At 60.3% G+C, this 22,463-nt stretch carries 17 protein-coding genes and 2 riboswitches; of the genes, 14 read left to right on the forward strand and 3 right to left on the reverse strand.

Annotated features, from left to right (window positions below; genetic code table 11):
* Nucleotides 1-474: 474 nt before the first annotated feature.
* From HZS81_RS16085 to HZS81_RS16105, 5 genes are all read left to right on the forward strand, one after another.
* Nucleotides 475-1,635 carry a tyrosine-protein kinase family protein gene (locus HZS81_RS16085; protein WP_206679572.1) on the forward strand — a complete coding sequence of 387 codons (1,161 nt, stop codon included), beginning with the start codon at nucleotides 475-477 and terminating at the stop codon, nucleotides 1,633-1,635.
* 335 nt (nucleotides 1,636-1,970) lie between these two features.
* A riboswitch (cobalamin riboswitch) is annotated at nucleotides 1,971-2,199 on the forward strand.
* A gap of 140 nt (nucleotides 2,200-2,339) precedes the next feature.
* The gene (locus HZS81_RS16090) at nucleotides 2,340-4,199 is read left to right on the forward strand and encodes a TonB-dependent receptor domain-containing protein (RefSeq protein WP_179931534.1); all 1,860 of its coding nucleotides are present in this window, start codon (nucleotides 2,340-2,342) and stop codon (nucleotides 4,197-4,199) included.
* A 13-nt stretch (nucleotides 4,200-4,212) separates the two neighbouring features.
* On the forward strand, nucleotides 4,213-5,094 hold the full coding sequence (locus HZS81_RS16095; RefSeq protein ID WP_179931535.1) for a cobalamin-binding protein: 882 nt from the start codon (nucleotides 4,213-4,215) through the stop codon (nucleotides 5,092-5,094).
* 12 nt (nucleotides 5,095-5,106) lie between these two features.
* Nucleotides 5,107-6,078, forward strand: coding sequence for a FecCD family ABC transporter permease (locus tag HZS81_RS16100; RefSeq protein ID WP_179931536.1), 972 nt, complete (start codon nucleotides 5,107-5,109; stop codon nucleotides 6,076-6,078).
* Nucleotides 6,078-6,848, forward strand: a complete 771-nt coding sequence (locus tag HZS81_RS16105; RefSeq protein WP_179931537.1) for an ABC transporter ATP-binding protein — start codon at nucleotides 6,078-6,080, stop codon at nucleotides 6,846-6,848. The genes HZS81_RS16100 and HZS81_RS16105 overlap by 1 nt, the downstream gene beginning before the upstream one ends.
* A 51-nt stretch (nucleotides 6,849-6,899) precedes the next feature.
* On the opposite strand, the gene HZS81_RS16110 is transcribed toward HZS81_RS16105, so the two are convergent.
* From HZS81_RS16110 to HZS81_RS16120, 3 genes are read right to left on the reverse strand one after another with little or no spacing between them, the layout of a single operon-like run.
* Nucleotides 6,900-7,664, reverse strand: coding sequence for an ABC transporter ATP-binding protein (locus HZS81_RS16110; protein WP_179931538.1), 765 nt, complete (start codon nucleotides 7,662-7,664; stop codon nucleotides 6,900-6,902).
* Nucleotides 7,664-8,728 (reverse strand): FecCD family ABC transporter permease, encoded by a 1,065-nt coding sequence (locus HZS81_RS16115; protein WP_179931539.1) that lies wholly within the window; start codon nucleotides 8,726-8,728, stop codon nucleotides 7,664-7,666. The genes HZS81_RS16110 and HZS81_RS16115 overlap by 1 nt, the downstream gene beginning before the upstream one ends.
* Nucleotides 8,725-9,741 (reverse strand): ABC transporter substrate-binding protein, encoded by a 1,017-nt coding sequence (locus tag HZS81_RS16120; RefSeq protein WP_179931540.1) that lies wholly within the window; start codon nucleotides 9,739-9,741, stop codon nucleotides 8,725-8,727. Before HZS81_RS16120 ends, HZS81_RS16115 begins: the two co-directional genes overlap by 4 nt.
* Nucleotides 9,742-9,805: 64 nt before the next feature.
* Nucleotides 9,806-9,997, reverse strand: a riboswitch (cobalamin riboswitch).
* Between the two features lie 335 nt (nucleotides 9,998-10,332).
* On the opposite strand from HZS81_RS16120, the gene HZS81_RS16125 reads away from it, so the two are divergent.
* From HZS81_RS16125 to cobJ, 9 genes are all read left to right on the forward strand, one after another.
* The gene (locus tag HZS81_RS16125; protein WP_179931541.1) at nucleotides 10,333-12,084 is read left to right on the forward strand and encodes an AAA family ATPase; all 1,752 of its coding nucleotides are present in this window, start codon (nucleotides 10,333-10,335) and stop codon (nucleotides 12,082-12,084) included.
* Nucleotides 12,081-12,674: a cob(I)yrinic acid a,c-diamide adenosyltransferase gene (gene cobO, locus HZS81_RS16130; RefSeq protein ID WP_179931542.1), complete on the forward strand. Its 594-nt coding sequence runs from the start codon at nucleotides 12,081-12,083 to the stop codon at nucleotides 12,672-12,674. The genes HZS81_RS16125 and cobO overlap by 4 nt, the downstream gene beginning before the upstream one ends.
* The gene (locus tag HZS81_RS16135) at nucleotides 12,674-14,044 is read left to right on the forward strand and encodes a cobyrinic acid a,c-diamide synthase CobB (protein WP_179931543.1); all 1,371 of its coding nucleotides are present in this window, start codon (nucleotides 12,674-12,676) and stop codon (nucleotides 14,042-14,044) included. Before cobO ends, HZS81_RS16135 begins: the two co-directional genes overlap by 1 nt.
* The gene (cobW, locus tag HZS81_RS16140; protein ID WP_179931544.1) at nucleotides 14,031-15,152 is read left to right on the forward strand and encodes a cobalamin biosynthesis protein CobW; all 1,122 of its coding nucleotides are present in this window, start codon (nucleotides 14,031-14,033) and stop codon (nucleotides 15,150-15,152) included. Before HZS81_RS16135 ends, cobW begins: the two co-directional genes overlap by 14 nt.
* On the forward strand, nucleotides 15,152-18,988 hold the full coding sequence (gene cobN / locus HZS81_RS16145; protein WP_179931545.1) for a cobaltochelatase subunit CobN: 3,837 nt from the start codon (nucleotides 15,152-15,154) through the stop codon (nucleotides 18,986-18,988). The genes cobW and cobN overlap by 1 nt, the downstream gene beginning before the upstream one ends.
* Nucleotides 18,966-20,117: a cobalamin biosynthesis protein CobG gene (locus HZS81_RS16150; protein ID WP_179931546.1), complete on the forward strand. Its 1,152-nt coding sequence runs from the start codon at nucleotides 18,966-18,968 to the stop codon at nucleotides 20,115-20,117. Before cobN ends, HZS81_RS16150 begins: the two co-directional genes overlap by 23 nt.
* 246 nt (nucleotides 20,118-20,363) lie before the next feature.
* Nucleotides 20,364-20,993 (forward strand): precorrin-8X methylmutase, encoded by a 630-nt coding sequence (locus HZS81_RS16155; RefSeq protein ID WP_179931547.1) that lies wholly within the window; start codon nucleotides 20,364-20,366, stop codon nucleotides 20,991-20,993.
* Entirely contained in the window at nucleotides 20,990-21,715 is a 726-nt protein-coding gene (cobI, locus tag HZS81_RS16160; protein ID WP_179931548.1) for a precorrin-2 C(20)-methyltransferase, read from the forward strand. Before HZS81_RS16155 ends, cobI begins: the two co-directional genes overlap by 4 nt.
* Entirely contained in the window at nucleotides 21,712-22,461 is a 750-nt protein-coding gene (gene cobJ, locus HZS81_RS16165; RefSeq protein WP_179931549.1) for a precorrin-3B C(17)-methyltransferase, read from the forward strand. Before cobI ends, cobJ begins: the two co-directional genes overlap by 4 nt.
* The last annotated feature ends 2 nt before the right edge of the window (nucleotides 22,462-22,463 follow it).

Below are 22,463 nucleotides of genomic sequence, written 5' to 3' on the forward strand. Positions count from 1 at the left end.
TTTGAGTCGCAGCGATGGGCCAATGCGGATCACCTTTTTGGCATAGCTGGCTGAATGCGGTTTGAAAAAGTTGATGCTGGCATTTGGTATGCCATTTGATGAAAACAGGGATAGGCCTCAAGCAAACCAGGATAGAAAACATGCTGATGGTATTTGGATTCGCTATGAGGCCTACCGCAGTGGGTTGTATCAAGGTGCGGCCATGACCAGGAGCAAGCAAATCCATTTGTAGACTGGAACGTAGCGCAGCGGTATTCCAACCAAGCTTGCTTCGATCAGGCTCGGGTCGATCCGCACAGAATAGGTGCTAAAAAGGTGCGCCAATTGATTCGCAAAGCCCAATGGGATGGTCTTATATGATTACCTTTGATGATATTTGGCGCGTTCTTACCAATGTTCTGGCCCCCCCATGCCAATTTGATCACGCAAATACAACCGGTTATTGCGAATCGAGATCTAAACGGGCGAGTCCGCTTGGTTTTCCCTGCTAGTGTTGAGCAAGATAAAGCATTACTCGATAGTTGCCAAAGCATCGCATCGGAGCTTTCTGAACAGCTTGGTGCACACGCCTTTCCCACTGAGCAGATGATTTTGTTTGAAGACAACATGGACACTGTATTGTCCGGTGCTTCTAACTTTGAGCTAGAAGGCCTTGAAGGCGCTTACGTTGTCGATCGGCTTGCGACCGAGGGGCGTTGGGCAAACATTGCAGCGGTAGCTGATGGCGTGCCTCGCGTGGTGTTTTTTTCCATTAAAGGAGGCGTTGGTCGTTCAACCGCTATGGCCGCATCGGCTTGGTCACTGGCTCAGTCGGGTAAGCGCGTGATGGTGCTGGATTTGGATCTTAAATCTCCCGGGCTTTCGTCAGGATTGTTACCTGAGGAAAGGCGACCAGCGTATGGTATTACAGATTGGCTGGTAGAGGACTTGGTCGATAACGGAGCGGCCGTGTTTGAGGACATGGTCGCCACCAGCGAACTTGCCCACGATGGAGAAATTCTTGTGGTACCCGCCCATGGGGCTGACCCCGGTGATTATATCGCCAAGCTTGGCCGGGTATGGATGCCAAAACACAACGACATCGGCGTGCGTGAGGTATGGGCTCAGCGCCTTGGCCGATTGCTTGGTCAATTAGAGCAGCGCTGGCAGCCGGATATTATTCTGATCGACTCCCGCTCTGGGATTGACGATGTCGCGTCGAGTTGTGTGACAGACCTGGGTGCTGGGCTAGTGCTTTTATTCGCCATTGATGGTGAGCAAACATGGTCGGGATATCGAATCTTGTTTGATTATTGGCATAAAGCAGGGGTTGCCCAGGATATTAGTGAACGCTTGCAATTAGTCGGCGCGATGATTCCGGACGTTGGCGCTGCCGAGTATTTTGGATCTTTGAATGAACACAGTTGGGATTTTTTTGCTGAGTCTTTATACGATGATGTGCCTCCCGGCGAGACGACCGAAACGCTATGGAACTTTGATGATAGCGATGAAACTGCCCCGCATTACCCATGGCCGATTAATTGGCACCGTGGCTTTGCCGCCTTAACGTCCTTACACAGTCGCTTTGAGCAAATAGATCGTCATGAGGTACGTGCTTGGCCCTCTGAGTGGGCTGATAGTACCTATCTCGTTTGATGTAATACTGCAGCGTTGGGAGGAAAGTTTTCCACATGGGCCGCAAGACGCCGATGCTGGTGGCCGCCTTCCACCGCAGCATGCGGAGAAAGGCTGGGTTGGCGTTCGTGAAGATTTATTGACCGTTGGTGTTTTCGAACAACGAAAGGATGGCCGCATCGACATGCCCGACCTTTATCGGGTCGGTTTCGGGCTGGGTCGTCGTGGAGGCATTAAACCTAAAAAATAAAAGCTAGGTTTTCGCCCGAGCCGAAAACACTTGGTACGTGCGCCATGGATTGGTGAGACGCCTGGGGTGACAAGATGCGCCATTGACCTTCCTTCGCCGTGTTGCTAGCTTACGTCCTCTCTCAGGTGCAGGCGGCACATTGTCGCCAGTGAAACGGGAAGTCGGTGCGCTTATAAACGCTATCCCGACGCTGCCCCCGCAACGGTGATCGAGATAACAACGGCCAAGATGCCACTGTGCTAATGCATGGGAAGGTGGTCGTTCGGAAAGCCTGGTTTTTTCCAACCTCGCTTTCGCTCGTCAGCCCGGAGACCGGCCCGAGAGTTTCATGCCGGGTTGCGGTGGGCGACGTTGAGGCAGGGCAGACGTCGCCGTTTTGTTTTTTCGTTTTCCCTTTCTCTTCCTCGATCCCTTGCCGTCCCGGTGACTGCACAGCGAATGCCGTACGGGTGCGTATGGCGAGCAAGGGATACTCATGAAAACTCGAATCAACACCGCCCGCGGCCTGGCAGCCTTCAGCCTGGCAGCTCTTCCTATGGCCGTTCAGGCCGAGAACGCAAGCGCCCCTAAGTCCGATGCCGTCGACTTCAATCCGGTGGTGGTTACCGCTGCCCTCGCGCCGCAAACCGCCAATGAAAGCCTGTCGTCGGTTACCGTGATAGACGAAGCCACTCTGCGCCGCCAGGACCCTGTTAGTATTCCCGACCTGCTGCGTGGCCAGCCTGGGGTGGATGTTTCAACTAATGGCTCCTTCGGTAAGGTCAGTAGCGTTTATTTACGGGGCACAGGCAGCGATTCCGCCGTTTTGCTTATTGATGGCATTCGTTTACGTTCAGCTACTTCTGGCAGTGCTGCTTGGCAGCACCTTGATCCGAGAATGTTCGACCGCGCTGAAATCGTGCGCGGTCCGCGCGGCAGCCTCTATGGTGCCGATGCCGTCGGCGGCGTTATCCAGTTGTTTACCCCGGAAGGGGAAGAAAAAGGTCCTCAGCCGCGTTTTTCAGTGGGCGGCGGTTCCTTCAATACCCAACGCTTGAGCGCTGGCATTAGCGGACGTGAAGGCGGCACGCGCTACAGTTTTGCGGGCAGCCATTTCAATACTGATGGCCAGCCCATTCGCCGTGACGGTGAAGATAAAGGTTACGACAACACATCGACGCTTGCTCGAGTTGCGCATGGTTTCGATAATGGCGCCGAACTAGGAGTTTTGGCGCTGCGTGCTAGGGGTAATACTGAGTTCGATAGCTTCGGTACGCCTGCGAACACTGATTTTGTACAGCAAGTGGCTGGAATTTACGGCGAGTTGCCAATTACTGATTCTTGGAGTAGTGGCCTTACGTTAAGTGAGGCGCGGGATGAGAGTGAGAACTTTACAGAGGCTTCAGCCTTTGGGCCAGCCAGCACGACTATATTCGATACGCAGACTCGCACAGTGCGCTGGGAAAACACTATTACTGTCGATGCCCATGAGCTTATTGCGGGCGCCGAGTATCAGAATGACAGCATTGCCGACAGTGATACGGGGGGCGGTACTTACGCTGAGGAAGAGCGCGATAACCGGGCTGTATTTGCTCAGGGCCTATTGGATTTTTCTCCGTTAACTCTGCAAGCCAGCTTGCGTCTAGATGATAACGAAGCCTATGGCGATGAAGTGACCGGTAGCCTTGCGGCAGGCTTTGCTCTGGATGATGTTCATACGCTTCGGGCAAACTATGGCACTGCGTTCAAAGCGCCCACGTTTAACCAGCTTTACTATCCCGGTTTCATGAATCCCGAGCTTGAGCCAGAAAGTTCTGCAACCGGCGAACTGGGCGTTCGGGCTCAATACAACCGCTGGTACTGGGATTTGGCACTATATCAATCGGATATTGATAACCTGATTATCAACGTCGATACGGTGGGGGATGGCTCTGTCGATACCCCGCAAAATGTGGAGAACGCTCGAATCCGCGGGGCCGAGTTGTCCAGTGGCATTGAGTTGGATGCCTGGACCCTTCAGGCAGCGCTGACCTATACCGACCCTGAAAATCGTGACACTGGCACTCGATTAACTCGTCGTGCCTCGCAAAGTTTTCGCTTGGGCGTAGATCGTGAGGTTGGCGATTGGTCGCTGGGCGGCTCATTAGTTGCCCAAAACCACCGTTACGAAGACACCGAAAACAAGGAGCGTCTCGGTGGGTTTGGTTTAGTCAATCTACGTGCCGGGTGGGCTTTTGCGCCGATGTGGTCGGCGCGGGTGACCGTCGAAAACGCGTTCGATAAAGAGTATGAGACGTCCCAAAACTACATCAACGCTGGCCGAGCAGGGTTCTTAAGTGTTCATTTTGGCCAATAGCAAACGTGGGTTAATGCGCTGGGCCTTGGGTCTCGCGTTTTCGCTCATGACAATTAATGCACAAGGTCAGAAACATTCCCGTTGTGTGGTGGATGACCGCGACCGCGAAGTGTGCCTGGGGGCTCCCGCCCAGCGAATAGCGGCGCTGTCGCCGGGCGCTACGGAGTTGACTTATGCGTCGGGGGCGGGCGACCAAGTGGTGGCGGTAGTTTCCTACAGCGACTACCCGCCTGAGGCCAAGGAGGTCCAGTCGGTAGGCAGCCACACGCGCATGGACCTGGAAGCGTTGGTTACGCTGCGTCCGGATCTGGTGATTGGTTGGACCACCGGAAACCCACCCGAGCAGCTGGAAACCATCGAAGCGCTGGGGTTGCCGGTATTTTATATTGAGCCACGCGGCGTTGATGGCGTCGCCAGCGTGATCGAGCGCTTGGCCCGGCTAGCGGGCACGGAATCGGTGGGGCAAAAAGTCGCCGACGAATTTCGTAAGGGGATGGCGGAAGTAGAAGATCGCTATCAGGATCGCGACCCCGTGCCCACGTTTTATCAGGTGTGGGACGAGCCCTTGATGAGCATCAACGACGAACATCTGATTGGTCAGGTGGTGCGGATGTGCGGTGGTGCCAACGTGTTCGGCGACCAGCAACGGTTGGTGCCACGCCTTGACGACGAAGCTGTGCTCGCCGCGAATCCCGAGGCGATCATTGCCGGGGGCATGGGCGAGGAAAACCGCGACTGGCTGACCCATTGGGAGCAGTACGATGAGCTGGAAGCGGTCGCCCAGGGCAACCTGTTCTTTGTGCCGCCCTCGTTGATTCAACGCCCCACGCCACGCTTGTTGGAAGGGACAAAGCTGCTTTGCGAAAAACTCGAGACCGCCCGTGAACGTCGCTAACCCAGGGGGCTTATGTACCGCCAATTGAGCCTACCGCTATTGCTGTTGGTTGTGCTGGCGCTGGCCGCCTTCAGCACGGCCTTAATGGTAGGCAGCGCGTCGCTTTCGATCAGCGACGTGTGGGCGGTTGTGCAAGGGGATGGTGATGGGCTGGCGCGCACCATGGTGATGGAGTTACGTTTGCCCCGAGCGCTTTCCGCGTTTGCCGTGGGTGGGCTGCTGGCAGTGGCGGGTGCCCTGATGCAGGTATTGCTGCGTAACCCCTTGGCCGACCCTTATGTGCTGGGGCTTTCCGGCGGCGCTTCCATTGGCGCGTTGGGGGCGATGCTGGCAGGCTTCGGCGGTGTGTTGATGTCCGGGTCGGCGTTTGCCGGAGCACTTTTTTCGACCTTTCTGGTATTTGGCCTCGCCCACGGTCGCGGCGGCTGGACGCCCTCGCGGCTGCTATTAACCGGTGTGGTCGTCGCGGCGGGGTGGGGTGCTGTCATTACCTTGATGTTGGCAATGAGCCCGGCCGAGCGCCTGCCGGGCATGCTCTACTGGCTGATGGGGGATTTGTCTTACGCCCGCACGCCCTGGCCGCCGCTCATCCTGTTGATCACGATTTGCCTTGTGCTGGTGCCACTCGGGCGTAGTTTGAACGTGTTGGCGCGTGGCCCGCAACAGGCGGCTGCCCTGGGGGTCGACGTGCGACCGCTGGAATGGGGTATTTACGTTGTGGCGAGCATTTTGACCGCCGCCGCCGTCACCACCGCCGGTAGCATCGGGTTTGTTGGCCTGGTGATACCCCACATGCTGCGATTGTTATTGGGCAACGACCAGCGGCTGATCTTACCTGCTTGCGCGCTGGCGGGCGGCACGCTGCTGGTGCTGGCCGATACTCTGGCACGCACCATCATTGCCCCCGAGCAATTGCCGGTGGGGGTGATTACTGCGCTCCTCGGCGTGCCGACGTTCCTGTTTCTGCTGTATCGGAGCCGCTGATGAGTCGCCTGGTAACTCAAGACCTCATCATCGACGTGCCCGGCCGCCAAGGCGGAACCCCGCTTAATCTTACCATTGAGCCGGGCCAAAGCTGGGGCGTATTAGGCCCCAACGGGGCAGGTAAAACCACGCTGCTGCATACCCTGGCCGGACTTAAGCCACCGCGTTCTGGCCACGTTAAGCTTGCCGACAAGCCGCTAGCACAGCAGCGCAGACGGCAAATTGCCCGCGAGCTTGGCATGGTGTTTCAAGACCGTCAGGACGGTTTTCCCGCCACGGTGTTGGAAACCGCCTTGATTGGTCGCCACCCGTATCTATCGCCCTGGCAGATGGAAGGCGCCGACGACTATGCCCGCGCCGAACGGGCCCTGGAACGGCTTGATGTCGCGCATCTGCGCGACCGCCTGGTGAATACACTCTCCGGCGGCGAGCGCCAGCGGGTGGCGATTGCTACGGTGCTGACCCAAGCCCCGGCCATTTGGCTGGCCGACGAGCCGACCAATCATCTGGACCTGCATCACCAAAGCGCCGTCATGGGGCTTATGGCCGAGCAGGCGGCTGGAGGCCAAGCGGTGGTGATGTGCTTACATGACCTAAACCTTGCTGCCCGCTGGTGCGATCATATTCTGTTGCTTTACCCCAGTGGCGAGGTGTGCTGGGGCACGCGGGACAATATGCTGGTTCCAAGCGCGTTGGAAGACCTCTACAGGCAAAAACTCGCTGTTGTTGAGGTCGATGGCGCGCCGGTATTTGTGCCGGTAAAAGGGTAATGCAAGCGCTGCTATTCGCTTCCGGCTTTCAGTAGCGACGCATGCCAGGGCCTACATGGCACTGCGAAAACGCATGACCTGCTTACCATCAACAGGATCATCGATCACATGAGCATATACCCCAAAGGTCTGCTGTAGCCTGTTGGTGGTGAGTACCTCGTGGGGAGGGCCGCTGTCGATCAGGCGGCCGTTATCCATCACGCCGATGCGGTCACACTCCATGGCGTGATTAAGATCGTGCAGCGAGATCATCACCGTGATGGGCAGTTGCCGGACCAGTTCAAGAATCGACAGCTGGTGGCGAATGTCCAGGTGGTTGGTGGGTTCATCCAGTAGCAGAATTTTAGGCTGCTGGGCCAGCGCCCGGGCAATGTGCACGCGCTGGCGTTCGCCGCCCGACAGGGTATGCCAAAGACGGTCCGTCATATGCGCCATATCGACGTCGCGCAGCGCCTGGGCAACGATGGCGTCGTCTTCCTTCGACCAGGGACGCAACGCGGAAAGGAAGGGGGTGCGGCCCAACGAGACCACCTGGCGCACGGTAATGCGGTCAGTGGTGTCAGCCTGCTGTTCCACCAGGGCGATGGACTGGGCGATCGTCCGTTGCTTGAGCGTGTGCATCGGCTGGTGGTCGATCAATACCCGTCCTGCCTTGGGTTTGTTCAAACCTGCGAGCAGGCGCAGCAGGGAGGTTTTCCCCGAGCCGTTCGGCCCCACCAAGCCAAAGGTCTGGCCGGGCTCGACGGTAAGGTTGACGTCAGTCAGCAGTGGCGTGCCGTGTACTGACCAGGCCAGCTTTTCAGCCGATAAGCGCATCAGGACCTCTTGTCGCGTACCAGGATCAGCGCAAACGCGGGCGCGCCGATCAGTGAGGTAATCACCCCGATGGGGAGTACCTGGCCGGAGACCAGCACCCGGGAAAGAATATCCGAGCCGATCAAAAACACCGCGCCGGCCAGCGCCGTAGCCGGTACCAGCCGGGTGTGACGGCTACCCACGATAAAACGCATGGCATGGGGGATCACCAGGCCGACAAAGCCGATGGCCCCCACGATAGACACCATCACCGCTGTGACCAGCGCCATGGCGATAATCAGCATGCCGCGCACCGGGCGCACCGCGATGCCCATGGACGCGGCGCTGTCGGCGCCGAAGGTAAACGCATCCAGGGAGCGCCGGTGCCACAGACAAACCAGCAACCCGAATAGCGCGGCAGGCACCGCCAGGGACACATCGGCCCAGCGCACCCCGGAAAGATTGCCCATCAGCCAGAACATGATGCCCCGCGCCTGCTCGGCGCTCGCTGACTTGGTAATGATAAACGCGGTCAGCGCATTGAACAGCTGCGAGCCTGCAATACCCGCCAGGATAATTGCCCCCGCCGCTTGAACGCCGCGGCCGCCACCCACACCGCTATTGGCCGCATGGGCGAGCATGACCACAATGCCAAAAGCGAGCAGGGCGCCCACAAAGGCACCCAGGGAGAGTGAAAGCGCACCGGCGCCTAAGCCTGCAACTGCCACCGCAACGGCACCCGTAGAGGCCCCGGCGGAAATACCCATTAAGTAGGGGTCAGCCAAAGGATTGCGCAGCAGCGCCTGTAGTACGACCCCCGCCAGGGCCAAGCTGGTGCCGCAACAGGCGGCGACCACGGCACGGCTAAGTCGGTAGTTCCAGATAATCCCCGCGTCGATTCGGTCAACCGCGTAATCGGCGCCTAACAGCTGATTGGCGAGCACTTTGAGAATGGTATCCACGGGGATCGGCGTCTCGCCGATAGCGGTACCCGCGATCAGCGCTGTCACCAGCACCAGCGGCGTTACCCATAGCCAGCGCAATCCCAGTCGACTGGCGGTTGGTCGTGTCAGTGCGATGCTCATTCGTTAAACGACATGGTTGATAGCGCTTCGGCCAGTGACTCGAGGCCATAGATAGTGCGCATGGTGGCGCTCATGGCGTGGGCATCCATCTCCACGATGCGGTTGTTCTTGACCGCGCTCATCTCCTGGGTGACCGGGTCACTGCGTAAAAACTCGTGTTTTGCGTCGATGTCGTCGGCAGGAAAACGGCGGCGATCCATCCGGGCGATCACAAGCACATCCGGGTCAGCCCGGGCGATGCTCTCCCAGCCGATGGTGGGCCACTCCTCGTCTGACGCGATGACATTGCGAATGCCGAGTTTCTCCATCATATACCCTGGTGCGCCCAGTCGTCCGGCAACGAAGGGGCTGACGCCCAGATCCGTGGACGAAAACCAGAAGGCCGCAGATAGATCCTCCGGCAACTCAAGGCTGCTCGCCAGGTCGATGGCGCGCTCTTCGCGGGCGGCAAGGTCAGCGACCAGCGCCTCGCCAGCGTCTTGCACATCGTAGATCTCGGCTAACTCGTTGATCCCTTTATAGATGGAATCCGTCGAGAAGGCGGCGGTGCGGGTGCCATCGCCGCCGGTCGAGTTATCCTTGGTGTCGCAATCGGCGGGCATGATGTAAGTGTTGATGCCCAGTTCATGAAACTGATCCCGGCTGGCCACGCTGCCGGTGGGGCCCACGTGCCACTCGTACTGTACCGCCACCAGGTCCGGCCGTTTATTGACCACGGCCTCGAAGCTTGGGTCGTCGTTGGCGATCCGCTCGATCGCTTCATTGGCATCAGCAAACTGGGGAAGAACCGGATTAAACCACACTGAAGTGCCATTCACTCGGTCAGCGAGCCCCAGCGAATAGAGGATCTCCGTCGCTGATTGGCCCACCGTCACCGTTCGCTCGGGTGCTGACACCACACTGAAGTCAACGCCGCAATTGGTTAGCGTAAGAGGGTAGTCGGTGGAGGCATAAGCCGCCTGTGCAAGGCCAACAGCGCTCGCGGCGATGGCCGTGGTCAATCTCAACATCATGTACACTCCCGTGCATGATGAGCTCCGCAGTCGGACAGAAAACACTGACCGAGTCACTTCGCTCGAGGTAAGTAATATATCGGCAGTTCTCCTGACTGACGGGTCATTGCTAGCTCGCCTTCCCAGACAATGTGTCCAGTGGCATCAAAGAGCATCGCTCGCCGCCTACAGTTGCGGGGGCAGTTCCGTTTCGCGGCAAGCCGCGGCGGATTCTCTATTAAGTTCCGAGGGGAACACCGACACTGGCCATTCTAGGTGGCAGGGGGATAGCGAACAACAGAAAGCCTAAGGATCTTATAAGATCCCATTTCTATAGCAATGTTATAACATTTTATTTTGAAGAGGTGTAAAAATCCAGCGTCATTCTTAGCGTCAGCTGATACATGCCTTCGCAAAGTTAACCACTTGCAACAGATTGGCCTCGCCGCCATGCCTTCCTCTATACTAAAAGCTTTTTAAATTCCCACTTCTTAATGAATGGTTTTATTATCACTCAGCTAGTTACCATGAATCTTATTCAAGTCCCACGCTCCCTGGATCAGTTGGCTATTAGTGATCGGTTAGCGGGCTTGGCCAGCACGGGAGGTGCCGGTGAGTGAGTTTCCCTTTGCGGCAGTGGTTGGCCAGGAGGCGCTGAAAACCGCGCTGCTTCTGAACGCCATTAACCCGCGTATCGGCGGGGTGCTGATCAGCGGGCCAAGAGGCAGCGCTAAATCCACCTTAGCCCGTGCTCTAGCCGCCATTTTGCCTAGCGATAGCGATGGGCAGCGTGCTCCTTTTGTCACTCTGCCGCTGGGCGCAAGCGAAGACAGGCTGGTTGGCAGTCTGGATCTGCAAAAGGTACTGGCCAATGGCGAAGCTACCTTTCATGCCGGGCTGCTTGCTAAAGCCGACGGTGGGGTGCTCTACGTAGATGAAGTCAATCTGCTGCCGGATACCCTGGTTGATTTGCTGCTGGACGTTGCCGCCAGCGGCACCAATATCGTCGAGCGCGATGGCATCAGCCACTCCCACCCGGCGCGCTTCAGCCTGATCGGTACCATGAACCCGGACGAAGGCGAGCTGCGCCCGCAATTGCTTGATCGCTTTGGTCTCTGCCTTGAGCAGGCGGGGGCCATCAGCATCGACGAGCGTATTGCTATCGTGCAGCAGCGGGAGGCTTTTGACCGCGACCCTACTGGCATGCTGCAACACTTTGAGTCTGCTCAGGCCGCCCTGACCGAGCGAATTGCTAAAGCGCAGCGTTTGCTCAAAGATATCACCACCGACTCCTGGGTGTATCGAACGATTGCCAACTGCTGTGAAGCTGCGGGCGTTGAAGGCCTGCGGGCAGACGTTACCTGGCACCGCGCTGCACAGGCCCATGCTGCCTGGCGTGGTGTGGCTAGCGTGGAGCAGCAGGATATCGATACCGTTGAGCCTTGGGTGCTGGCGCATCGGCGTACCCAACCGCCAGAGCAAAGTCCGCCGTCATCGCCGCCTAATCAAACGCCTTCGCAAGGCGAGGGCGGGTCGTCGGCAGCTAATAACGCGCCCAGCGGCGGGACGTCTAGTCAGCGCGGTGAACAGGGCCTGTGGGGCGCCATGCCTCCCATGGCTCAAGCGTCGATTAGCCAGCCAGCACTGAAACTGCCCGATAGCGATGAGTTTGCTCAGCGGGCTAAGCGTGCAGATACCGCTTCCAGCGCGGGGAAAGGCGGGGTGCAGGGGCGTGGCCGCTCCCAAGTTGAGACCTCGCGGCTGGACGGGTTCGCGACTGTTATCGCCAATCGTGGCCAGTGGCCCTGGCAGCAGTTAAAGATGCGCAAGTCTCGTGCTGGTCAAGCCACAGCGCACCTAGTACTGCTGGACACCTCCGGTTCCACGCTGGGGCAGCGCCTGTTAGGCCAGGCAAAGGGGCTGGTCGAGTCGCTGGTCAGCCAAGCTTACGCCGCGCGGGAGCAGGTGGCGGTGCTGGGGTTTGGCAACGGCGGTGTCGTGCCGATACTCTCCCGCCGCCGGGCCCCCAAAAACGCCCGAGGCACGCTTGAGGCGGCCAACGGCGGTGGCGGCACCCCGCTGCGGGAAGCCATCATTGAAGCCAAGCGGCTGACCCGCCAGTGGCAGCGCCGCGAGCCCGGCCTGAAGGTGCGCACCTATCTGATCACCGATGGCCGCACCCGGGAAACCGTTGACGATCTCGCCCCGCTGGAGGACTGCCTGCTGATCGATACCGAACAGTCCAAAGTCAAGCGCGGGCAGGGCGCACGCATCGCCCAGCAGTTGGGCGCGCGTTACTGGCCGGCTTCGTTTGGCAGACCCTCTATGGCAGTCTCTGCACATCAACCTGGGAACTTCTCATGAGCGACGCAAGCCATTTAGATCGCATGCAGCGTAAAAAAGACGTGGTCGACGAGCGCATCAGCAAGGCGACGGAAGAGCGCGGCGTGCTGATTCTGCTCAAAGGCAACGGCAAAGGCAAAAGCAGCTCCGCCTTCGGCACCATGGCGCGCTCACTGGGGCACGGCCAGCAGTGCGCGGTGATCCAGTTCATCAAAGGCCGCCGCGAAACCGGCGAGTACCTGTTCTTTCGCGATCATCCCAAGCTCGACTGGCACATCATGGGCCACGGCTTTACCTGGGAAACCCAGAATCGCGAGCGGGATATCGAAGCCGCCGAGGCCGCCTGGGCCGTCGCCAAAGGGCTGCTGGAGAACCCCGCCTATCATATGATCGTGCTGGACGAGATGAGCTATATGTTCAAGTACGGCTATCTCGACCCTGAGCCAGTGGTGGAAGCGCTTCAGCGCCGCCCGGCGCACCAGAACGTCATCATTACCGGGCGCACCATGGCCACGCCGCTGCAGGAAATCGCCGATACCATCAGCGTTGTCCAGGACGATCGCCACGCCTTTCGCGGCGGCGTCAAAGCTCAGGCGGGGATCGAATACTGATGACGACGCCAACCGCTCGCTGCCCCGCGCTGTTTATCGCCGCCCCGGCCTCCGGCCAGGGCAAAACCACCGTCACGGCGGGCCTGGCGCGCCTGCTGCGCAACCAGGGCAAGGTAGTGCGGGTGTTCAAGACCGGCCCGGACTACCTGGATCCGCAGATATTGGCCCAGGCATCCGGCCAACCGGTGGATCAGTTGGATCTATGGATGGCAGGCGAGGCCTACTGCCGCCAGCGCTTTTATGACGCCGCCTGTGAAGCGGACTTGATCCTGGTGGAAGGCGCCATGGGGCTGTTCGATGGCGAACCCTCCAGCGCCGATTTAGCGGCCTTGTTCGATATTCCCATGGCTATCGTCATGGATGTAAAAGGCATGGCCCAGACCGCAGCGGCGCTAGTCTCAGGCTTGGCCAGCTTTCGTGATGATATCCATATCGCCGGGCTTATCGCCAACGCCTGCGGCTCGGCGCGCCACCGCGAGCTGATCGAAGGAGCGCTGCCAGCGACGATCCCTCTGCTGGCCGCCATGCCCCGCGACCCTGCGCTGTCGCTCCCCGAGCGTCACCTGGGCCTCGTGCAGGCCGCAGAAATTCGCGAGGATCTGGAAAACCGCTTTGAGGCGGGCGCCAAAGCGCTGGAAGCCGCCGGGCTGCTGGGCGCGCTCTCCGCGCTTTCACCAGTGACCTTTACCGCTCCCCAGGAACAACTTGCGGCTGTTAAGCCCGCACTCAAAGGCCACACCATTGGCGTGGCCCGGGACGCCGCCTTCAGTTTCGTCTATCAGGCCAACCTTGATCTGCTGGAGCAGATGGGCGCGACGCTGCGCTTCTTTTCGCCGCTGACGGATAGCCACCTGCCCGAGTGTGACGCTCTGTGGCTGCCGGGGGGCTACCCGGAACTTCACGCTCAAACGCTGGCGGATAATGGCGCCATGCGTTCGGCTATTGAGGCTTTTTACCGCGCCGACAAGCCCATTCTGGCCGAGTGTGGCGGATTGCTCTACTGCCTGGAAACCCTGACCGACTACGACGATATTACCCATACCATGCTGGGCCTGCTGCCTGGACAGGGAGCCATGCGCGGGCGCCGTGGCTGCCAGGGGATGCAAACCGCCGAGCTGCCGGAAGGCCCAGTTCGCGGTCACGCGCACCACCGCTCCATGGCGGAAGGCACCCTCGAGCCGATTGGCCACGGGCGGCGCCAGCGGCACCCCGCGCCGGGGGAGGCGATTTACCGTCAAAAGCGCCTGACGGCGACCTATTTGCATCTGTTTTTCCCTAATAATCCTGACGCTGTGGCAAGGCTCTTTTCTGTCAGCCCGGCGTACTGCGAACCGCAACACAGCGAGGCATTTACCCATGCAATTGAATAAGATTCCTGCCACGGTCGTGACCGGTTTTCTCGGTAGCGGCAAAACCACGCTGCTGGCCAACATTCTGCGTCAGGTGACCGGCAAGCGGATCGCCGTGATCGTCAATGAGTTCGGCGAGCAGGATATCGATTCCAGCCTGCTGCGCAGCTGTGCGCTGGGCTGTGAAGAGGGTAGCGAAGGCGGGCAGCTAGACGGCGAAGACGGCAGTATCTATGAGCTGGCCAACGGCTGTATCTGTTGCACCGTGGAAGAAGAGTTTCTGCCGGTCATGAAAAAGCTGGTCGCCCGCCGCGACGATATCGACCACATCCTGATCGAAACCAGCGGCCTGGCACTGCCCAAGCCGCTGGTGCAGGCGTTCAACTGGCCCGACGTGCGCCAGCACTGCACCGTGGATGCGATTATTACCGTGATCGACGGCCCCGCCGTGGCCGCCGGGCGCTATGCCAGCGACGTGGATAAGGTGGCCGCTCAGCGCCTTGCCGACGAGAGCCTGGATCACGACCCCAGCCTGCGCGAGCTGCTCGATGACCAGCTCAGCGCGGCGGATCTGGTGCTGGTCAGCAAGGCCGACCTGCTCAGCCCGGAAGAGCGCACAAAAGTGGAAGCGGTGATTCAGGCGCGGGTGACGGCGTCGGTGAAAACGCTGTTTATCGATCAGACCCTGACCACCGACACCACCCAGCTGGAAGCGCTGATGGGCATCGGCGCGGCCAGCGAAACAAGTATCGACCTGATCACCAATCACCACGACAAGCACCACGCCGAAGGCGCTCACCACGACCACGCCCACGATAACTTTGATTCCTGCGTGATCACCCTGGGCGAAGTCGATGGCGATGTTCTGGCCGACAAGCTCCAGCAGCTGCTGAAAAGCCACGAGATCTACCGCGCCAAAGGCTTTGCGGCCATTCCTGGCAAACCCATGCGTCGAGTGATTCAAGCAGTGGGAGAGCGTTTGGAAGGCTACTTCGACCGGCTATGGAACCAGGACGAGACGCGTCAGACCCAGCTGGTGATCATCGGCAAATCGCTGGATAGCCAACTGCTGCAGGACGAACTTGCCGCAGCTGAAATGAAACCTGAACAGGCGCACACGGCCAGCTAATGCACTTATTTGCCGCCAAGCCCGGAGGCTTTGTCGATGATGAAGGCATCATCGACCTGCAACAGAGCCCCGCCGAGGTCGTGATACTCTCCGCCGCCGATAGCAACCTGTCGGCGCTGGCCCAGGCGGTCGACCGTCTGGGTGAGGTGTACCCCTCGGTGCGGCTGGCCAACTGGATGAACCTGGTAAAACCGGCCGCCTACGATCTCTACGAAGATCGGGTGCTGGAAAAGGCTCAGTTGGTCATCGTCTCGCTGTTGGGCGGCAAGGCCTACTGGCAGTACGGTCACGAACGTCTGCTAGCCTGGGCAGCGGCCAAACCCGAGCGCCAGCTGATTCTGGTGCCGGGCTGCGATGCCCCGGATGACGCCCTACTGGAAGACTCCACCATCGCCTTCGATGACGCTTACCGCGTGTGGCGCTATCTGCGAGAGGGCGGCGCTGACAACGCCGAACAGCTGCTGCGCTTTGTCGCCAATGAGTATATGGACAGCCAGTTTGTAGATAGCCAGCTGGGCGATTGGCAGGAGCCCAAGGTCATTCCGCCCGCAGTGATTTATGCGTCCCAGGAGCAGCAGGCGTCAAGCCTCAGCGAGTGGCGCGATCGCCAGGTGCCCGGGCGGCCAGTGTGCCTGCTGCTGTTTTATCGCAGCCATTTGCAGGGGGCGAATACCACCGTACCCGACGGTATGATCGCGGCGCTCAAAGACCAGGGGCTTGAGCCGTTGGCGGTCGCCGTGGCGTCTTTGAAAGAAGGGCCGTGTATTGATTTTATCAATCACTTGATTGAGCAGACCGGTGCCATGCTGGTGATCAATACCACCAGCTTTGCGGTCAACCGCAACGCCGACGGGCTGAATGCCCAGGGGGAAGAACTACCTGACAACCTGTTTGTAGGCCGACCCGTGGTGCTCCAGGCGATACTTGCCAGCAGTACTAGCGAAGACTGGCAGGGCATGGCCGCCGGCCTGCATAGCCGCGATGTGGCCATGCAGGTGGTGCTCCCCGAGATGGATGGCCGCATCATCACTCGGGCGGTGGGTTTTAAAGCCGAAGCCCACTACAACCCTCGCTGCCAGCTGGCGGTAACCCACCACGTGATCCACCCGGAGCGGGCCGCCTTTGTGGCCGAGCTGGCGCGGCGAATTTGTTTGCTACGCTTAACCCCCAACGGGCAGAAGCGTGTCGCGCTGATCATGGCCAACTACCCCAATCGAGATGGCCGGATCGGTAATGGCGTCGGGCTGGATACGCCCGCGTCGACGCTGCAGATTCTAAGCGCCCTGAAGGAGGCGGGTTACCCGCTCAGCGAGCTGCCGGAAAATGGCGATGAATTGATCCGCCAGCTTCAGGGCGCGGTGACCAACGATCACGGCAGCCTCGACCAGCGCGCCTGCTGGCAGAGCATCAGCGTTGACGACTACCTGGCCTGGTTTCAAACCCTGCCCAGCGAGTTGCAGGAAACCGTATGGACGCGCTGGGGCGCGCCTCACGAAGACCCCAAATGTCGCCAAGGTCGACTGATGATCGCGGGTATTCGTCTGGGGGAGACCTTTGTGGGTATCCAGCCTGAACGGGACTTTATCGACGATCTCACCCAGTCCTACCACGATATGGAACTGGCGCCGCCGCACAGTTACCTGGCGTTTTATTTTTGGCTGCGCGCGCACTACCAGGTCGATGCGGTCATCCACGTCGGTAAGCACGGCAACCTGGAGTGGCTGCCGGGCAAGAGCATCGCGCTAAGCGCCGACTGCTGGCCGGATATTGCTTTGGGGCCACTGCCGCATTTTTATCCGTTTATCGTCAACGACCCTGGCGAGGGCGCCCAGGCGAAACGGCGCAGCCAGGCGGTGATTATCGACCATTTGATGCCGCCGCTGGCGCGGGCCGAGCTCTACGGCGCCATGGCCGAGCTGGAAGCGCTCACCGACGAATACTACCAAGCGCTGGATATGGATCCCCGCCGGGAAGCGCTGATTCGCAGCCAGATTCTCGCCCACCTGCGCGATACCGGTATCGACCAGGAACTGGCGCATGCCAGCGACGATGCCGAGCTTCTCAACGAGCTGGATACTTTCCTGTGCGACATCAAGGAATCGCAGATTCGTCACGGCCTGCATATTCTTGGCACGCTGCCGCCGGAAGATAAGCGGGCGGGCACTTTGGTGGCACTGTTGCGGCTCCCCCGGGGCGAAGCGGTGGCCAGCCGCGGCCTGCTGCACAACCTGGCCAGCGATTTAGGCTTGGATTTTGACCCCTTAGCCGCCGCTAGCGAGCCCTGGCAGGGGCTTGAACCGGCTATTTTGACCCAGCAGCTCGATACCCCCTGGCGCACCGGGGCGGATGCCCGCGAGCGCCTGGAACTGCTGGCCGAGCGCTGGGTGGCCGACTACGTATTGGCAAACGGCTGCCTGGACGACCTGGGCCGAGATTACCCCGCTACGGCAGCGCAACTGCGCTACGCCCGCGACCAGCTGTGGGTCACCATGCAGCGCGGCGTGAAGATGGAGATTCAGTCGCTGCTCGACGGCCTGGAGGGCATCTTCGTGCCCGCCGGGCCCAGCGGCGCGCCCAGCCGGGGGCGGCTGGATACGCTGCCCACCGGGCGCAACTTTTTCAGCGTCGATAATCGCTCGATTCCGTCGCCCGCCGCCTGGACGCTGGGCGAAAAGTCCGCCCAGGCGTTTGTCGAACGCTACCTGCAGGATCACGGCGACTATCCGCGCCGGTTGGGGCTTTCCATCTGGGGCACCGCGACCATGCGCACCGGCGGCGATGACATCGCCCAGGCCTTCGCGCTGATGGGCGTGCGGCCCATCTGGTCGCTGGGCTCTCAGCGGGTGAGCGACTTTGAAGTCATTCCCTCGATGCTGCTCAATCGCCCACGGGTAGACGTCACGCTGCGGGTATCCGGGTTCTTCCGCGACGCCTTTCCCAACGTGATTCGCCTGTTTGACGCCGCCGTGCAGGCGGTGGCGCGCTATGAAGAGCCGGGCAACAGCAACACCATCCGCGAGGCGGTGCTTTCCCGCCAGCAGGAACTGGAAGACCAGGGGCTAAGCCCCGAGATGGCTGCCCAGGAAGCGAGCTACCGAATATTTGGCAGCAAGCCCGGCGAGTATGGCGCGGGCTTAAACCGGTTGATTGAAAACCGATCCTGGGACAGCGCCGACGATTTGGCCGAGGCCTATATGGAGACAGGCGCCTACGCCTACGGCCAGTTTAAGGAGTCGGGCACAGCCGCACGCGGCGCCTTCGAGCAGCAGCTCCAGGGGCTGGATGCGGTAATGCAAAACCAGGATAACCGCGAGCACGATATCCTCGACTCCAACAGCTACTACGCCTTCCAGGGCGGCATGGCCAACGCCACCCGCTCGCTGAGTGGAAAGGCCCCGGAGATTTACCACGCCGACCACGCCAATCCCGCGATGCCCAAGATTCGCACCCTGAAAGAAGAACTGGCGAAGGTGATTCGCTCGCGCGTGTTGAACCCCAAATGGATCAACGCCATGCGCGAGCACGGCTACAAAGGCGCCTTTGAGATGGCCGCCACGGTGGACTACCTGTTTGCCTACGACGCCACCACCGACCTGATTGCCGACTACCAGTACGCCCAGGTGAGTGACGCCCTGGTGCTCGACAAAGCCAATCAGCAGTTTCTACGCGAGCACAACCCGGCCGCCCTGGAAGAGATGGCCGAGCGATTACTCGAAGCCGCCCAGCGGGGCATGTGGCAAGCCCCCGGCGAGCACGGCCAGGCGCTTCAGGATCTACTGCTGGAAATGGACGAAGCCAAAGAGACCAATGGTCATGTCACTCAACCCGCGCATTAAAGGCTGGTGCCCCGGCGCGTGGCGACCCATGGCCACCGGCGATGGCCTACTGGTGCGCGTGCGCCCGCCGCTGGGTGAGCTTTTCCGCGAGCAGACGCTGGCACTGTGCGAAGCCGCCGAGACCTTCGGCAGCGGTTTGATCGAACTGACCAGCCGCGCTAATTTTCAGTTGCGTGGGGTGAGCGACGAAAGCTGGCCGCCGCTGATGGCGTTTCTGGTCGAGCATCAACTGGTAAGCGACGACTCGGAAGCAGAACGCCAGCCACAGTTGATGCTGGCGCCCGCCTGGCAAAAAGGCGATGACACCCATACCATTGCCCGCTTGTTGCAAGCGCGGGGCAGCGAATTAGCCGCCATGCCCGGCAAGGTGGGCATCGCCATCGATGCGGGAAAAGCGCCGGTACTTGGCGACAGCGCTGCCGATTTTCGTATCGAACGCTCAATGGAAGGCGGCCTGCTGATTCGCGCTGATGGTCACAAACTGGGAACTACGGTGAGCGATACCGAGGCCGCCGTCGAGCAGCTGATACGGCTGACCCACTGGTTCGTGGATACCGGCGGCTGGGCGTCAGGCCGTATGCGTCGGCATACAGCACCGCTGCCCGACTGGGCGCTGGCTGATACCGCCCTCGCGCCCCCCGGCGAGAAGCTTGCGCTTGGCAAACATAGCGAAGGCATGGTGGTTGGCCTGCCTTTTGGTCGGGTGGCGGCTGAAACGCTTCGCGAGGCTGTCTCCCAAACAAGTGCCCGCGTCGTGCAGGTCACTCCATGGCGGCGCCTGTTGTTGAAGGATTGCGATACACTACCCGCGGTTGATGGCTTGATCCGTCATAATAGCGACCCGCGGCTAGCGATGGACGCCTGCCCTGGCGCGCCCTCCTGCGAACAAGCGAGTGTCGCCACCCAGCCGCTTGCCGAGAAGCTAAGCGGCTGGGTGAAAGGAACCGTGCATATATCCGGCTGCGCTAAAGGCTGCGCCCGTCGCGCCCCAGTCGATGTGTGCTTGGTCGGGCAAGCAGGTCGATTTAATGTTGTTGTTAACGGCGGTGCCGATAGCACGCCGATTAAGACAGGCCTCACCGAGAGTGAGGTGTTGGATGTTATAAAAAAACTCAGCGAAAGCCGTTAGGTTTATCGATATTAAAAAAATAGTGGCTTATATGCTGGATAGCTGAGTGCCAGGGCAGGTTGTAGCGAGGGTCTTTTTCCAGTGCCGGAAAATGTTCCCGACATTTCCGGCATTTCCGCCATCCATGGCGGTCAGATGTCGAAAGTAGCGACCAGGGACGGGTTCACAGCGCCCTCGCGGAAACCTGCCCTGGCACGGAGGCCTTGCAGACCAGCAACTGCGAATTAGTTTATTTGGAGAGTTTGGGTGCCCTATAAGTACGAAACCAGTGGCCCGGCGATTTACCGGGAGTCGTTTGCGATTATTCGCAGTGAAGCCGAACTTGGCCGCTTTTCAGTGGAAGAAGAGACCGTGGCGGTGCGCATGATTCACGCCGCCGGGCTGGTGGAATTGGCCGCGCATATTCATTTTCAAAACGACGTGGTCAATAAAGCCCGCGCCGCCTTGGAGCAGGGCGCACCGATTCTCTGCGATGCCCGCATGGTCTCCGAAGGCATCACCCGCAAGCGGCTGCCCGCTGGCAACGAAGTCATCTGCACCCTCAACGATGAGCGCACCCCCGGCCTCGCCCAGGAGATGGCCAACACCCGCTCGGCGGCGGCGCTGGAACTATGGCGGCCGCACCTGGAAGGCGCCGTGGTCGCCATTGGCAACGCGCCTACTGCGCTATTTCATCTGCTCAATATGCTCGAAGACCCAGACTGCCCGCGCCCGGCGGCGATTATCGGCTGCCCGGTAGGCTTTGTCGGCGCGGCGGAATCCAAGGAAGCGCTGCTAGCTAACCCGGCACTGCCCAGCTGTATCGTCCGCGGTCGTCTGGGCGGCAGCGCCGTGACGGTAGCGGCCATCAACGCCATGGCGGATCGCATCGAATGACCCAGGGAACGGTATACGGCGTTGGCCTGGGCCCAGGCAGCCAAGACTTGATGAGCGTGCGCGCCGACCGCCTGATACGCGGGGCGACCCACGTGGCTTATTTCCGTAAAAAGGGTCGCTGCGGCCATGCGCGCACCATCGTGGAGGGCATGATCCCGCCTGGCGCGATCGAGCTGCCCATGGAATACCCGGTCACCACTGAAATTCCCTTCGATGACCCGCGCTACAATGAGCTGCTGGCGGCATTTTACGAACGCAGCGTGGCCCAGCTCATCGAGATGGCGGAAGCCGGGTGCGATGTGGTGGTGCTGTGTGAAGGCGACCCGTTCTTTTACGGCTCCTTCATGCACCTCTACACGCGGCTGTTGAACCGCGTGCCGGTCTCGGTAGTGCCGGGGATTACCGGCATGTCGGCGGCTTGGACAGCTACCAACCAGCCCATTACCTGGGGCGATGACATCCTGACCGTGCTGATGGCCACGCTACCTGAAGACGCGTTGGCCGAGCGCATCGCCCAGACCGATGCGCTGGTGGTGATGAAAATAGGCCGCAACCTGGCCAAGCTGCGTCGGGCGCTGGTTCACGCTGGCCGCGAAGGCGAGGCCTGGCTGATCGAGTACGCCGCCATGTCGCAACAACGCGTATTGCCGCTGGCGGACGTGGGCGAGAGCGTGCCGTACTTCTCGATTGTGCTGATCCATGGCCACGGGAGGCGACCATGAGCGGCTGGCTGAAAATCGTCGGCCTGGGGCCGGGCTCTGAGGCCATGGTCACTCCCGAGGTAACGGCCGCACTGCAGGAAGCCACCGACGTGGTGGGCTATGTGCCCTACGTTAACCGGGTCGCGCCGCGTGCTGGATTGGTTCGCCACGGCTCGGACAACCGCGAAGAGATCCGCCGGGCGGAGCAGGCGCTACAGCTGGCGCTTGAGGGCCATAGGGTCGTGGTGGTGTCTTCCGGCGACCCCGGTGTCTTTGCCATGGCCGCTGCAGTGTTTGAGGCATTGGAAGCGGGCGATGCCCAGATGCGCACGCTGGATATTCAGGTACTGCCGGGTATTTCCGCCATGCTGGCCGCCAGCGCAAGCGTCGGCGCGCCTTTGGGGCACGACTTCTGCTGCATTAATCTATCTGACAATTTGAAGCCATGGGCGCTGATTGAAAAGCGCCTGCGTTTGGCTGCCGAGGCCGATTTCGCCATGGCGTTTTACAACCCGCGCTCCAAGGCGCGCCCGGCGGGCTTCGAGCGCACGCTGGACGTACTGCGGGAAGCCTGCGGGCCGGAAAGGCTGATCATCTTCGCCCGGGCGGTGTCTACGCCGGAAGAGTCGATTCGCGTCACCACCCTAGGCGAGGCAACGCCGGACATGGCCGATATGCGTACCCTGGTGATTGTCGGTTCCCAGCAGACGCGCTTGATCGAGCGAGCAGGGGCACCGCTGGTTTATACGCCGCGTTCGGCTGATTAAGC

This window comes from Vreelandella salicampi (genome assembly GCF_013415105.1).
Taxonomy (GTDB): domain Bacteria; phylum Pseudomonadota; class Gammaproteobacteria; order Pseudomonadales; family Halomonadaceae; genus Vreelandella; species Vreelandella salicampi.